At 63.3% G+C, this 13,293-nt stretch carries 13 protein-coding genes; 5 read left to right on the plus strand and 8 right to left on the minus strand.

The genetic code is table 11. From position 1 onward, the window contains the following. Nucleotides 1-5 precede the first annotated feature (5 nt). The 3 genes from NKG99_RS09415 to NKG99_RS09425 are packed head-to-tail and all read right to left on the minus strand — an operon-like array spanning nucleotide 6 to nucleotide 3,202. Nucleotides 6-932 (minus strand): ABC transporter permease, encoded by a 927-nt coding sequence (locus tag NKG99_RS09415; protein WP_352866667.1) that lies wholly within the window; start codon nucleotides 930-932, stop codon nucleotides 6-8. Then, entirely contained in the window at nucleotides 932-2,029 is a 1,098-nt protein-coding gene (locus NKG99_RS09420; RefSeq protein WP_352866888.1) for an ABC transporter permease, read from the minus strand. Before NKG99_RS09420 ends, NKG99_RS09415 begins: the two co-directional genes overlap by 1 nt. 45 nt (nucleotides 2,030-2,074) lie before the next feature. Then, nucleotides 2,075-3,202: a BMP family ABC transporter substrate-binding protein gene (locus tag NKG99_RS09425; protein WP_352866669.1), complete on the minus strand. Its 1,128-nt coding sequence runs from the start codon at nucleotides 3,200-3,202 to the stop codon at nucleotides 2,075-2,077. A 335-nt stretch (nucleotides 3,203-3,537) separates the two neighbouring features. On the opposite strand from NKG99_RS09425, the gene NKG99_RS09430 reads away from it, so the two are divergent. Further along, nucleotides 3,538-4,194 (plus strand): GntR family transcriptional regulator, encoded by a 657-nt coding sequence (locus NKG99_RS09430; RefSeq protein WP_502913073.1) that lies wholly within the window; start codon nucleotides 3,538-3,540, stop codon nucleotides 4,192-4,194. A gap of 151 nt (nucleotides 4,195-4,345) precedes the next feature. Here NKG99_RS09430 and NKG99_RS09435 read toward each other — a convergent pair whose 3' ends face one another. Both NKG99_RS09435 and NKG99_RS09440 read right to left on the minus strand, forming a co-directional pair. After that, nucleotides 4,346-4,945: an NADPH-dependent F420 reductase gene (locus tag NKG99_RS09435; protein WP_352866671.1), complete on the minus strand. Its 600-nt coding sequence runs from the start codon at nucleotides 4,943-4,945 to the stop codon at nucleotides 4,346-4,348. Nucleotides 4,946-4,986: 41 nt separating this feature from the next. After that, complete coding sequence (locus NKG99_RS09440) at nucleotides 4,987-5,721, minus strand: SDR family NAD(P)-dependent oxidoreductase (RefSeq protein ID WP_352866674.1); 735 nt, start codon at nucleotides 5,719-5,721, stop codon at nucleotides 4,987-4,989. Between the two features lie 270 nt (nucleotides 5,722-5,991). Here NKG99_RS09440 and NKG99_RS09445 point away from each other — a divergent pair, with 270 nt between their 5' ends. Beyond that, on the plus strand, nucleotides 5,992-6,888 hold the full coding sequence (locus NKG99_RS09445) for a LysR family transcriptional regulator (protein ID WP_352866676.1): 897 nt from the start codon (nucleotides 5,992-5,994) through the stop codon (nucleotides 6,886-6,888). 260 nt (nucleotides 6,889-7,148) lie between these two features. On the opposite strand, the gene NKG99_RS09450 is transcribed toward NKG99_RS09445, so the two are convergent. From NKG99_RS09450 to NKG99_RS09460, 3 genes are read right to left on the minus strand one after another with little or no spacing between them, the layout of a single operon-like run. Beyond that, on the minus strand, nucleotides 7,149-8,267 hold the full coding sequence (locus tag NKG99_RS09450; protein WP_352866679.1) for a mannonate dehydratase: 1,119 nt from the start codon (nucleotides 8,265-8,267) through the stop codon (nucleotides 7,149-7,151). 3 nt (nucleotides 8,268-8,270) lie between these two features. Next, nucleotides 8,271-9,056, minus strand: coding sequence for an SDR family NAD(P)-dependent oxidoreductase (locus NKG99_RS09455; RefSeq protein ID WP_352866682.1), 786 nt, complete (start codon nucleotides 9,054-9,056; stop codon nucleotides 8,271-8,273). Beyond that, a complete protein-coding gene (locus NKG99_RS09460; RefSeq protein WP_352866684.1) occupies nucleotides 9,049-9,813 on the minus strand; it encodes a FadR/GntR family transcriptional regulator in 765 nt (254 codons plus the stop codon). Before NKG99_RS09460 ends, NKG99_RS09455 begins: the two co-directional genes overlap by 8 nt. A 165-nt stretch (nucleotides 9,814-9,978) precedes the next feature. Between NKG99_RS09460 and uxuA the strand changes: the two genes are divergently transcribed. From uxuA to NKG99_RS09475, 3 genes are all read left to right on the plus strand, one after another. Beyond that, nucleotides 9,979-11,163, plus strand: a complete 1,185-nt coding sequence (gene uxuA, locus NKG99_RS09465; protein ID WP_352866687.1) for a mannonate dehydratase — start codon at nucleotides 9,979-9,981, stop codon at nucleotides 11,161-11,163. A 117-nt stretch (nucleotides 11,164-11,280) separates the two neighbouring features. Further along, the gene (locus tag NKG99_RS09470) at nucleotides 11,281-12,423 is read left to right on the plus strand and encodes an ABC transporter substrate-binding protein (RefSeq protein ID WP_352866690.1); all 1,143 of its coding nucleotides are present in this window, start codon (nucleotides 11,281-11,283) and stop codon (nucleotides 12,421-12,423) included. Next, a complete protein-coding gene (locus NKG99_RS09475; RefSeq protein ID WP_352866691.1) occupies nucleotides 12,423-13,274 on the plus strand; it encodes an IclR family transcriptional regulator in 852 nt (283 codons plus the stop codon). The genes NKG99_RS09470 and NKG99_RS09475 overlap by 1 nt, the downstream gene beginning before the upstream one ends. The last annotated feature ends 19 nt before the right edge of the window (nucleotides 13,275-13,293 follow it).

Genomic DNA, 13,293 nt, shown 5'->3' on the forward strand with positions numbered 1-13,293 from the left:
CGGTCTCATTTGGTGATCGACAGTTCGCTCGGTGCGCCGGCGAGCGAACGGGTCGGCGACGACGTGGCGATCATGATGACCAGGGTGAGGATGTAAGGGGCGGCGTAGAAGAGGTAATACCCTTGCGTGACGCCGACCGACTGCAGCGCCGGCCCGAGTGCCCCGGCGCCGCCGAACAGAAGGGCGGCGGCAAAGCAGCCAAGCGGGTTCCAGCGCGCGAAGATGACCAGCGCCACCGCCATCAGTCCTTGGCCCGACGAGATGCGTTCGGTCCAGCTGCCGGGATAATAGAGCGACAGATAGGCGCCGCCGATGCCGGCGAGCGCGCCGCCGACGCCGGTGGCGATCAGGCGCACGGTGTTGGGATTGAGGCCCATGGCGCGCGCTGCGTCGGAACTGTCGCCGACGACGCGCACGATGAGGCCGGCGCGGGTGTTGCGGAAGGCCCACCATAGGAACACCGCAAGTGCGGCGCCGATCAGGAATAGCACGTTGACGTCGAGGGCTGCCTGCACCTGCGGAATGTCCGACCAGGCGCCCAACGGAATGGCCGGCAGGTCGGGCGCCGAGGGCTGGATGAACGGCTTGCCGAAGAAGAAGGCGAGGCCCGAGCCGAACAGCATCAAGGCGATACCGATGGCGATGTCGTTGACCTTCGGGAATTTGCAGATCCAGCCGTGAAAGAGGCCGAAGCACAGGCCGGCGAAGGCGGCGGCGATGAGGCCGAGCCAGGGCGAGCCGGTCATAACCGCCACGGCATAGGCGGCCATGGCGCCGAACACCAGCGTGCCTTCCAACCCGAGGTTGATGCGGCCCGAACGCTCGGTGATGGCTTCGCCGAGCGAGACAAAGATGAAGGGCGTTGAGACGCGGATCGCGCCGCCGAGGATGGCGAGCGGCACGCCCCACAGGCCGATCCCGCTGGCGTCCATCAGCTGCTCCTCTGCCACAGATCGGGGTTGAAGGCCTTGAGGCGGCCATAGAAGGTCTCGCTGAAGAGGATGACGATGAACAGCATGCCCTGCAGCACCAGCACGGTGGCGTCGGGCAGGTCCATGCGGCGCTGGATCAGCCCGCCGGAGGCGTCGATGCCGCCGAGCAGGAAGGCGACCGGGATGATGGCCAGCGGATTGTGGCGGGCGAGGAAGGCGACGAGGATGCCGGTATAGCCATAGCCGGCGGCAAGCGAGGCGTTGGCGCTGCCCTGCACCGCCGCGACCTCCAGCATGCCGGCAAGACCGGAGAAGCCGCCGGCCAGCCCGGTGAAGCCGACGATCAGCGAGCCGACGGCAAGCCCCTGCACCTGGGCGGCCCTGACATTGCCGCCAGCGATGCGGGCGGCAAAGCCCCAGCGGGTCTTTTCGATCAGCACCCAGGACAGAACGCAGGCGACGACGCCGACGGCAAGGCCCCAATGTACCTCCATGCCCGGCATGCTGCCGATGCGGTAGATATCGGCCAGCGGCTGGGTCGAGGGCTTGTTGAGCGAGGCCGGGTCGCGCAGCGGCCCTTCGACCAGTTGGTTCATCAGGGCGATGGCGATATAAGCCATCAGCAGGCTGGAGATGGTCTCGTTGACGGCGCGGTAATGGCGGAGCGCGCCGACGGCACCTATCCAGATGCCGCCGGCGGCCATGCCCGCCACGCCCATGACGAGAATGACGATGAAGGAGGGAGCGCCGTCGAGCGCCGTGCCTGCTGCCGCGGCGGCGACGCCGCCGAGCACGATGGCGCCCTCGCCGCCGATAACGACGAGGCCGAGCCGCGCCGGCAGCGCCACGCAGAGCGCCGCCAGCAACAGGGGTGCGGCGCGTGACAGCGAGTTCTGCACCGAGAACCACGAGCCGAAGCCGCCGCGCCACATCGTTTCATAGAGCTGGACCGGCGACTTGCCGACAGCCAGGATGAACAGGCTGAACAGGGCCATGCCGACGACCAGCGCCGCCAGCGGAATGACGAATGCTTCCGCCCGCCGCGCCATCCATTCCAGCACTGCCGGATGACCCCTGGTGCCGAATGTCACCGGCATGCCGGCTTCCGTCACTATCTCCGCCATCGCCCCGCTCCCTTTCGGTCAGGCGGTCGAGCCGACGACCCCGTCGACCAGATAGTCCATGCTTTCGAGTTCGATCGCGTTCTCGGGGAAAGCCTGGCCCTCGGTGGCCACGACAGCGCCCTTGTTGCTGTTCAGCGGACCCTTGATGACGGCGAAGCCGCCCTTCATCATTTCGGCCAGCGCGGCGTCGAACTGTTTGCGCGCCGGCTCGGAGACGGCGGGGCCGAGCGGGCTCATCTTGACGAAGCCATCGGCCAGACCGCCGCGCGTGAAGTTGGGCAAAGGCTTGCCGGCGACGAGATCGTCGACGAACATCTTGTAGACCTTGGCCCAGTTCCATTCGGCGCCGGTCAGGTATTTCTCGGGTGCCAGCGGGCTCTGGTTGGCGTGGTAGCCGCAGACGAAGGCGCCGCGGCCGGCTGCCGTCTCGACCACCACTTTCGGGCTGTCGACATGGCAGGTGACGACATCGGCGCCCTGGTCGACCAGTGCGTTGGTGGCTTCCGCCTCCTTGACCGCCAGCGACCATTCGCCGGTGAAGATGACCTGGCAAGTGATCGTCGGATCAACCGAGCGCGCGCCGAGCAGGAAGGAGTTGATGTTGAGCAGCACCTGCGGAATGGGCTTGGCCGCGACGAAGCCGAGCTTCTTGGTCTTGGAGGTGTGGCCGGCGATGACGCCGTTGAGATACTGACCCATGCCGATATAGCCGAAGTAGGAGCCGGCATTCATCGGATGCTTATCCTTGTTCCACATGCCGCCGCAGTGGCGGAACTGAACGTCGGGGAATTTCGCGCACATGGCCAGCATGTGGGGGTCGAAATAGCCGAACGAGGTCGGGAAGATCAGCGAGGCGCCGTCGAGATTGATCATCGATTCCATAGTCTTTTGGACATCGACCGTCTCCGGTACGTTCTCCTCCTCGACGACGGTGATGCCCTTAATGCCTTTCAGCGCCGCTGCCCCCTCGGCATGCGCCTGGTTGTAGCCGTAATCATCCTTCGGGCCGACATAGATGAAGCCGACCGTGGCGCTCGCGGCGAACGCCTTGCTGATGGGAAAGGCCGCGGAGGCAAGCCCGAGTGCGGCTCCCGCGGCGGTGGTCTTGAGCAATTGGCGGCGGCTAAGCATGAATCGGTCGGTCATGTGAATGCTCCCCTGTAGGACCCTCTCCGGGTCGGTTAACGCCTTTTCGAGAAAGTGCATGCAATCGCTGTGCCAGTTCAAAACAGAAGATTTATATAATGAAATCAGGAATGAATATCTTTTGCGCTGCACAATTGAAAGGCAATTGCATACACTTATTGCCTTAAACGAAGCCAGTTTGACAGGTGGATTAAAATATAGGCATAGAGGATGCGAGGCGAGTCGGGTCGCGCCGTTCGGCACTGATTTCATGGCTCGGACGTAGAAGCACGGAAGGCGAAGCAGATTTGTCGGGAAAGCGCAGCCTGATCCGGTCAGGCACGACCGTCGATCAGATGGTGAGGGCGATCGGCGACCGCATCGTCACCGGCGTGCTGCGCCCTGGTGAAAAGCTCGACGAGGCTTCGCTCGCCGCCCGCTTCGAGGTGTCACGCACGCCGGTACGCGAGGCGCTTGGCCAGCTCAGCGTCATGGGCCTTGTCGAAAGGCGACCTAACCGGGGCGCGATCGTCGCCGTGGTGACGCAGGAGCATCTCGCCTCGATGTTCGAAAGCATGGCCGAGTTGGAAGGCATCTGCGCCCGCTTCTGCGCCGAACGCATGACCGGCGGCGAGCGTCGCGCGCTCGAGATCGAACACCAAGCCTCGGCCAGGTTGGTGCGGCTGGGCGCCGAGGAAGACTATGAATACTTCAACACCGAATTCCACAGCCGGCTCTATCGCGGCGCCCATAGCGCGCACATCCAAGAGCTGACCGTCACGACGCGCAGCCGCCTCGCCCCCTTCCGCCGCGCGCAGTTCAGACTAGCCGGCCGCCTGGCCAAGTCCTGGCAAGAGCATGACGCCATCGTCACCGCCATCCTGCGCGGCGATGGTACCGCAGCCGGAACCGCGGCCAAGAATCACGTCTCGATCGTCAGCGAGGCAAGTGCCGTCTTTGCCGTCGGTGATCAGCCGAAAGCCGCAAGCACGACGCCGGTCACCGCCGACTGAGAAACCAACTGGTTGCAGCACCGGCACATAGCGCCGAAGCTACGGATCTGGCTGCGCGACCTTGTGGCCTTCAAATATTCGGTCGCGCGCTGCTCGAAGAGGTTAGCGCGCGACCAGTTCTCGGCGTCGATCGCACGCGGTCGTAGATCGATTATTGCTCCTTCTTGAACAAATCCTGGAAGATGAGCTGGCCCCAAGTGCGGCCGCGTGCGTGCACCAGCGCGCCACCCTCGTTGAGCTTTCCCAGCTTGACGGGTGCAAACCCGAGTTGTTTGGCCAAGGCCGCCACGGGTGCGATCGCGTCCTCGTCGTCGCTCGACAGAAAGACGACCCGGTGGCCGCCCTCGACGACCGGATCGGTAGCCAGGGTGGCCGCAACCAGGTGATTGAATCCTTTCACGAACTTGGCGCCGGTGAACGACTTCGCGACGAATGCGGAGGACGGGAGGCCGTCCAGCTCTTCAGGGACAGGAAACGCGTTCATCGCGTCGATGACCGTCTTGCCTTTCCAACTCGGCAGGGCTTTCGCAACCTCGCGATGCTCCCCGAAAGGGACCGCCAAGATGATTGTGTCGGCCTCGAGTGCTTCCCGCAGCGACTTGGCGACGACCGTTGGTCCAATCGCCCGAGCCTGCGGCGCCAACGCCTCGGGCGGCCGGCGGCTTGCGACGGTCACGCCGATGTTCTTACGGGCGAAGGCGTGGGCGAGGGCCTGGCCTATCTTACCGAATCCTACAATCGCGTAGTTCATAATGCTTCTCCGATCCGTGTTGATATTGATTCTCTGACCCTTCAGATGGCCGAGAAGCCGCCGTCGACAGACAACTCCACCCCATTCACGAAGCTCGAATCGTCTGAAGCAAGAAACAGCGCGACCGCCGCAATTTCCTCAGGACGCCCCATCTTTCCCCGCGGGATCAGGGATTCGAACATCTGCTTCGCCTCCTCGGTGAGAACTTGGTCCTGCATCGGTGTGGCGATCGGCCCTGGGTGCAGCACGTTCACCCGGATATTCCTGCCCTTGAGTTCGTTGAGCCATCCGCGTGCGAATGCGAGCAACGTCGCCTTGCTCGCCGCATACACGCTGTAACCAGGAAAACCTTTGATCGAAGCAACCGACCCGGTCATGAAGATCGATCCGCCATCGTTGAACAGCGGCAACGCCTTCTGAACCGTAAACAGCGTGCCGCGCGCATTCAGGTTGAAGGCCGCATCGAAGTGCTGCTCGGTAATCTCGCCCAGTGGGAGGGCTTCGCCGGTGCCGGCGCTCGCATACAGGACGTCGATCTTGCCCTTTTCCCGCTTGACTGTATCGAACAGGCGGTCGAGGTCGTCGAGATTGGACGCGTCGCCGCGCACGCCGGTCACGTTCCGGCCGATCAGCCTGACGGCCTCGTCGAGCGGCTCCTGTCTCCGGCCCGTGATGAAAACATAGGCGCCTTCTTCAACGAACCGCCTGGCGCTCGCCAGCGCCATGCCGCTCGATCCTCCGGTGATCACAGCAACCTTACCCTCAAGCTTTCCCATGACTTCTCCTTTTGTGTTGTCGGGACAGCATCTGCCTCCGAGGACCTCGAAATGGGTCCGCCGGTATCAGTTGTTGAGTGCGGAAGCGCGCACATCGGTGGTGCGAAATCGATCCGGTTGGACGACTGACGCCAGCCGCGACGATCGGTGTCCGCCGTTCGGAATTGGGCCGCACTCGTCGACATAGGCCATTATTGACCACCCGCACTGCTGTTCGATGTGTTAGATACGGGGCTTTGGAAGGCGCACCGCGCGGTGCTGGATTGCACCATGATCGACTGGGATGACGTTCGCTACTTTCTTGCCGTCGCACGCGCAGGCTCAGTGCGGGCCGCCGCCGAGCGCCTCGGGGTGAATCACTCGACCGCGCTGCGACGCATCGCTCAGCTCGAGGAACGCCTAGGGGCGCAGATGTTCGAAAAGCTGCCTTCGGGCTACCGCCTGACGGCCGCGGGCGAGGAGGTCCTGGAACTCGCAAACCAGATGGAATCGTCGTCGCACCAGCTGGAGACGCGCGTCTTCGGGCGCGACCAGAGCGTGCGCGGGCTTCTGCGGGTGACGCTGGCACCACCCCTGGCGACACATCTGCTCATGCCGGACTTCGCCGATTTCGCGCGTCTGCATCCGGACATCGAGATGGAAATCTTGTCGTCCGGCGAGCTGGCAAATCTGACCAATCGAGAGGCCGACGTCGCGATCCGCGTCGTCTACGACCGCAAAACCCTGCCGCTCAATCTTCACGGCCTGAAAGGACCGGAGCTGTTCGGCGGCGTCTACATGTCCTGCGATCGACTAGCCGCGTGGCGTGCGGGCGCGCCTGATCCCATCCGGTGGATCGTCATAAGCATTCATGGAATCCCGGACTGGGCCAGCGAGGGTGAGGTCCGCGCCACGGGGGTTCCATTCAGGACCTCGGACGCCGAGGCTCAGATCGTTGCCGTACGGCAAGGGCTCGGGATCACGACACTGCCGTGCTTCGTTGGCGATGCCGACCCCCTACTGGCGAGGGTGCCGGGTACCGACCTGCACCTGTACGGAACAGTTTGGCTCCTCACACAGGGGGAGACACGCAAGACGAAGCGCGTGAGGCTCTTCACCGAATTCGTATCCCGCAGGCTCGCCGCGTACGCGCCGCTTCTTGCGGGGCTGTCCATATCGCTCGACTGATGCGCGGCAGGTCGCCGGCGACGCTTGCCGTAATCCGGTCGGAAGCCGAGCGCGATCGCTTGAAGCGGCGTCGTTCAGTCCGCGAATGGCGCGCCGTATCGCAACCGGCGCGAGGGCCGCACTACTACTGGCGGGGTACGGACACATCGAGAATCGTCGCTCAGGTCGGTATCAGTTCGCCCCCACCGCGTAGCGTGGCGACGCGCCACTGGCGACGTGGATCTCACCAGGCTTGAGATCATAGAGGCGCGTCGATTTTGTCATGAGGCTTGCATCCGGATGTTGGTGGCTTGGGCGGTCCGAGAAGGCCCCAGCGCCACAGCGTTCTGGACCAGCGCACGCATGTAGCCCAAGGCAAAGGCCTTTCCGGCGTGCCAGGGCGCGTCGCAGGACATCTCCGGCGTGTGGTCGGGAATCATTACACCTTCATAGTTTTCGTCGCGCAGGATGCGGATGATTTCGGCCATATCGATGTCGCCGTCATCGACGAAAGTCTCATGATAGTTAGGCACCTTGCCACGCACATTGCGGAAGTGGATGTAGCCGATGCGTTTGCTTCGAGCGAAGCGCCTGACGTGTCCGTAGATATCGTCGGTGCCGGGCATCTCCTGAAGCGAGCCGAGGCAGAGTTCCAGCCCATTGGACGGCGAGTCGACGATGCCCATCAGCCGATCGTATTTCTGCGGCCGGTTGACGAGCCGCGCGGCGCCACGCAGCGCCTCGGCCGGCGGATCGTCGGGGTGCGCCGCCATCACAACGCCAGCTTCTTCGGCCACTGGTATGATCTCGCGAAGAAAGACGTCGAGCAGCCGCCAAAGCTCATCGCTGCTGACCTTTACCGTTTCGGCATTGGGCCGCCCGGCACGATAGCGCATGTTCCAGACCACGCCGTCGGGGAGGGGCAGATCGGGATCGATGGCAGCGAGGTCGAGCCCCACCGACATCGCCTCGCCCCGAGCGAATGGGCCGCGCGACCAGCCCCAGACGCCGGCGATCGAGAAGTTGTAGCCGATACAGGGAATACCGGCACGTCCGGCATCACGAACAAGGCGCTTCAATCCTTCGATCTGTTTTGCCCTGTCAGGACCGCCGAGCAGCACGTCCGACCAGAAACGCGGCGAGAAATTCTCGATCGCGGCGATTTCCAGGCCGTTGTCGCGCACGGTCTTCAGCAGACCGACGAAATCCTCATAATCCCAAAGCTCATCGCTGGAGCAATCGCCCCAACCCTCGGCTTCGCTGCCGGCGGACAGCGAAGGATCGCGGCCGCGAAAATAGTTGGTGAGGTGGGCAACGATGTGGGTGGCGCCTGCCTGGCGGGCGAAGCGGAAATTATCAGGGGTCAGCGACTCCCGGTAAAGGCCAAGACCGATCTTCATGGCCTACTTCACACCGATACCGGCGGTTAGACCACCGTCTATTCTGTAGTCCGCGCCAGTGCAGAAGCCGGCCTTCGACGAGCACAGGAAGGCGATCAGCTCCGCCACCTCCTCCGGCTCGCCGATACGGCCAAGCGGATGGGCCGCGCCGAAGCGCTTGTAGGCAGCCTCGACATCGGCATCCGTGCCGCTGTCGCCGCGCGCGGCCTTCTCGAGTATCGGCGTGCGGATCGAGCCTGGACTGACGGAATTGACCCGGATACCCGCCGCCGCGTAGTCCAGCGCCAGCGATCGCGTCAGCGTGTGGATGGCCCCCTTGGTCGTGGCATAGGCGGCGACGTTCTGCTGACAGGCGAAGCCCTGCACCGAAGCGACGTTGACGATGGCGCCGCCGCCTCGCTTGATCATTTCCGGGATGCCGAAATGCGCGGTCAAATAGATCGAACCGACATTGACCGCCATCGCCCGGTTCCAGGTTTCCCAGTCGGTCGTCGTCGCCGTCCCGTAGGGATGCACCGCCGCGGAATTGACGATGATGTCGATGCCGCCAAACCGCTTGACGCCCGCCGCGACCGCGTCGCGAACCTGGTGGGAAACCGAAACATCCACCGTTTGCACCAGCGCATTCGCTCCGGCTCCGGCGAGGCTTTCCTGCATGGCCGCATTGGCTGCCTCATCGATGCCGCAGGCGACGATCGCGGCACCCCCCTGCGCCAGACGCTTCGCGGTGGCGAGCGCGATGCCGGTCGTGCCGGTGATCAGCGCAACCTTGTTCTCAAACTCAGACATGCTGCAAATCCTTGGAAGATGTCGGGTCCGGCAGCGCCGGCGAGGTGCGAGCGTTTTCGAGGTCGTCGGGAACGAAGCGCAGGCCGAAATCGAGATGTCGGCTCATCAGGTAGCTGTAAGCGATGCGGTCGCGCGCCCGCAGAGCCGCGATGATCTCGCCATGGGCGTGGCGTGTCTCGCTCAGCACCGGACGGATGGATTTGCCGACGGTCATGATGTGCAGGATGACCGGCGACAGGAACTGATAAGTCTGCACCAGCATGCGGTTGCCGGCAAGCTTCATCAGCGCCAGATGGAAATCGAAATCGCGCTGCGCGGCTTCCTGGACGTCCTTGCTGGTTTCGATCAGGCCGTTGACTTCGTCCAGGACATCGAGTTCGGCGGCACTGGCATTGAGGATGATGTGGTCGCCGATGCTCACTTCGATGATGCGGCGAAACCCCTGTATGTCGTGAAAGGAGGTCCTTGAAATATCCATCTGGGCGGCGAAGAAATTCTGGATCGCGATATTCTGGCGGTCGGCCAGTACCGCGCCGACACGCGGCTTGGGGTCGATCAGGCCATAGGTGCGGATGGTGCGCAGCGCCTCGCGTATCGTGTTGCGGCTGGCGCCGAATAGCTCGCCAAGGTCCCGCTCGGTTGGCAGGACGTCGCCGACGGACATGGCGCGGTTCCGAATGAGGTCAAGGATCTGCCGCACAGTCTGGTCGACGGCCGAACTGCTGACTCCGGCATCTTCCGTCGCTTCTTGATCCAAGGGTTGTCTCTCCTTATTTGTTGGACCAAGCCTAGGCCCAATCGGATAGGAAATCAATCGGCGCCCGGCAAAAGAGGGAAAAAGGATCGCCGCCAGAAGAATTCAGCTTGTTGACAGGTCTGTGGTCCAACAATATGGTCGCCTTGTTAACATTGAGGAGGCTTCATGGAACAGTGCTGGCGCTGGTATGGACCGAACGACCCGGTAACTCTCGATCATGTCAGGCAGGCAGGCGCGACAGGCGTGGTGACGGCCTTGCACGATATCTATGACGGGCGCGCCTGGCCGCTCGAGAGCATTCTGGAGCGCAAGCGGATCATCGAGGCCGCTGATCTGACATGGTCGGTTGTCGAGAGCATCCCGGTCCACAATTCCTTCAAGATCGGCGCACCGGAACGCGAGCGCTACGCCGGCTATTATCGTGACAGCATCCGCGCGCTCGCCAAGGCCGGCATCGCGACGGTCTGCTACAATTTCATGCCCGTGGTCGACTGGACCCGCACGGATCTGGCCTATCGGCTTCCGACAACGGGTTATGCGCTGCGATTCGACGCGGTCGATTTCGCGGCCTACGATTTGTTCGTGCTGAAGCGCAGGAATGCCGAGGCCGGCTACAGTGCCGCCCGCATCGCCGAAGCGGAAGCGCGACTGAAGGAACTGAGCAGCGAGGCGATCGACAGGATCGAGCGCAACCTGATCGCCGGCCTGCCGGCGACGGAGCGCAGCTACAACAGGGACAGTTTTCGCGAGGCCCTGGCGGAATACGATACGATCGGTCCGAAGGAATTGCGCGACAACCTTGCGTGGTTCCTGCGCGAGATCATTCCGGTGGCCGAAGAGGAGGGGGTGCGCATGTGCATCCATCCCGACGACCCGCCCTTCTCACTCTATGGCCTGCCCCGCATCGTCTCGACCGCCGAGGATGCGCGTTTCATCCTCAACGCCGTCGACAGCCCCGCCAATGGCCTGACGTTCTGCACAGGCTCCTACGGGACACGCGCCGACAACGACATTGTCGCCATGGTCAAGGAGTTCGCCGGCCGCATCCATTTCGCCCATCTGCGCAACATCACCATCGAGGATGATGGTTCGTTCTATGAGGCCGAGCATCTGGAGGGCGGCACCGACATGGCGCATGTCATCCTCGCTCTGATGCAGGAGGAGACGCGGCGCCGGAAGGAGGGCCGCGCCGACTGGCGCATTCCGATGCGGCCGGATCACGGCCATCTGCTCGCCGACGATATCGGCAAGACCAGGATCAATCCCGGCTATTCGCTGATCGGCCGGCTGAAAGGCCTCGCCGAGCTGCGTGGCATCATTCGCGCCGTGGAACGCTTCGGGCTGGCGTGAAGCCGTCAGGAAGCCAACTGTAATTTGCATATGTAAAAGTTACTTGTCTATGTGAAAATAGGTGCTACGACTGCGGGCCGGGCGGACATGCTCGGTTCCAGGGAGGAATTGCCTGAAATGACAAGACTGCGCGGTCTTGCGTGGGATCATCGACGCTGCTGGGGTCCGCTCGACGCCAGCGTGGCGCCGTATTGCGCTGGCAATCCAGGCCTTGAAATCGAATGGGATCGCCGCAGCCTCTATGAATTCGGCGAGGGTGCTCTCGGTTCGGTGCTCGGCAATTACGATCTGGTCGTGCTCGACCATCCCTTCATCGGCGACATCGCGCAGGATGAGCTGATGGTGCCGTTCGACGCCTATCTGTCGGCCGAACAAATCCGTTTCTTCGAACACGATTCGGTCGGTGCGTCCTGGCGCTCCTACGCAAAGGACGGACGCCAATGGGCGTTGCCGATCGATGCCGCTTGTCAGGTCGCGTCCTATCGCCCGGATCTCCTGGAGTGTTACGGGCCGGTGCCGCGCGCACATGACGAGGTGGTCGAGCTTGGTCGGCGCGCCCGTAAGAACGGCAAATGGCTCGGCCTGCCCTCGGTCCCGACGGATGCCATGTGCATGCTTCTGACGCTTGGCCGCCCACAGGAGAACGGTGGGCAATTCATTGCCAGGGAGACGGTCGAGCAGGCCGTCGCTCAATTGCGAGAGCTCGCGGCGCTGTCGCATCCGAACTCATCAAAATGGAACCCGATCCGCTGCTATGACCACATGATCGCGCATGACGACGTGGTCTATGTTCCTTTCGCGTTCGGCTATGTGAACTATGCCTCCAAGAGCGACAGGCCGTGTCTGCGCTTTGCCGACGTGCCGACGCCGCACTTCGCCGGAGCCTTGCTCGGCGGTGCCGGCATCGGCGTCAGCGCCCGGTCGAAACACAAGCAGGCCGCGATCGACTACGCGGTGTTCCTGTGCTCGCCCGAATACCAACGCGGCGACTATGTGAAGTCGGGCGGACAGCCGGGATCGCTGGCGGCCTGGAAGGATGTCGAGGTCAACCAACTCACCGGCAATTTTTTCAGCTCGACGCTTGCGACGATCAGTTCGTCCTATCTGCGTCCGACGCATCCAGGCTTCATCGCCTTCTTCCGCGAATGCGCGCCGCATGCGGCGGCCGCCATTGCCGGCGACATTTCGGCTGCCGAACTCGCCGACCATGTGAATCGCCTCTACCGCGAAACCAGGCAACCGGAACGGAGCATTGCGTGATGGCCGCCAGCGTTACCGAGACGCTCGACGACAGCGAAAGCGGCCGCAACGGCTATCGTGTGCCGGCGGTAGACAAGGCGCTCGACGTCCTTGAGTTCATGGCAGCCAGCGCCGAAACGCTGACCCAGACCGAGATCGCGGCCGGCCTCGGGCGCTCCATTCACGAAATCTACCGCATCCTGCTCCTGCTGGAAAAGCGCGGATACATCTTTCGCACGCAGTCGGACCGCTTCCGCCTGTCGCTGAAGCTGTTCGAGCTGGCGCACATGCACCCGCCGGTAAACCGGCTGGTCGAATGCGCGCTGCCGGTGATGCGTGAGTTGACCGCCAATGCCGATCAGAGTTGCCACCTCGTGGTGCGCGAAGGCCAGAACGCGCTCGTGGTGCTGCAGATCGATTCACCGCTGCCGATGCGCTACTCGGTTGCCTTGGGGTCGCATTTCCCGATCCTCGAAACCAGTTCAGGCGCGGTCTTGCTCGCCCATTCGAACCGGGCCGAGCGCGACCGCATTGTCGATCGCATCGTGACCGCCGGCGAAGGACAGGGCACGCGGGCCGAAATCGAGGCACGGCTGAACGAGGTGGCCAGGCTCGGCTACGAGATGCGGGCCTCGCTGGCCGTCGAAGCCTGCACCAACATCTCCATGCCGGTGCGCGATCACACCGGTGCCGTCATCGCCGCACTCACGGTCCCGCTGCTGCCGCAGAAGGCGGCACGGTTCGACCGGCAGGCCGTCTTCGAACGCACCCGGGCAGCCGCCGAGAAGATATCGGCGGAGCTCGGTTGGGGGGAATCCAACTCTTCGTTACGTGCCGACCCGGAACGGCGGGACTATCCGTTCAGCGATTAACAAAAGCGATAAACCTGGG

It is taken from the genome of Mesorhizobium sp. M1409 (assembly GCF_040317535.1).
GTDB lineage: Bacteria > Pseudomonadota > Alphaproteobacteria > Rhizobiales > Rhizobiaceae > Mesorhizobium.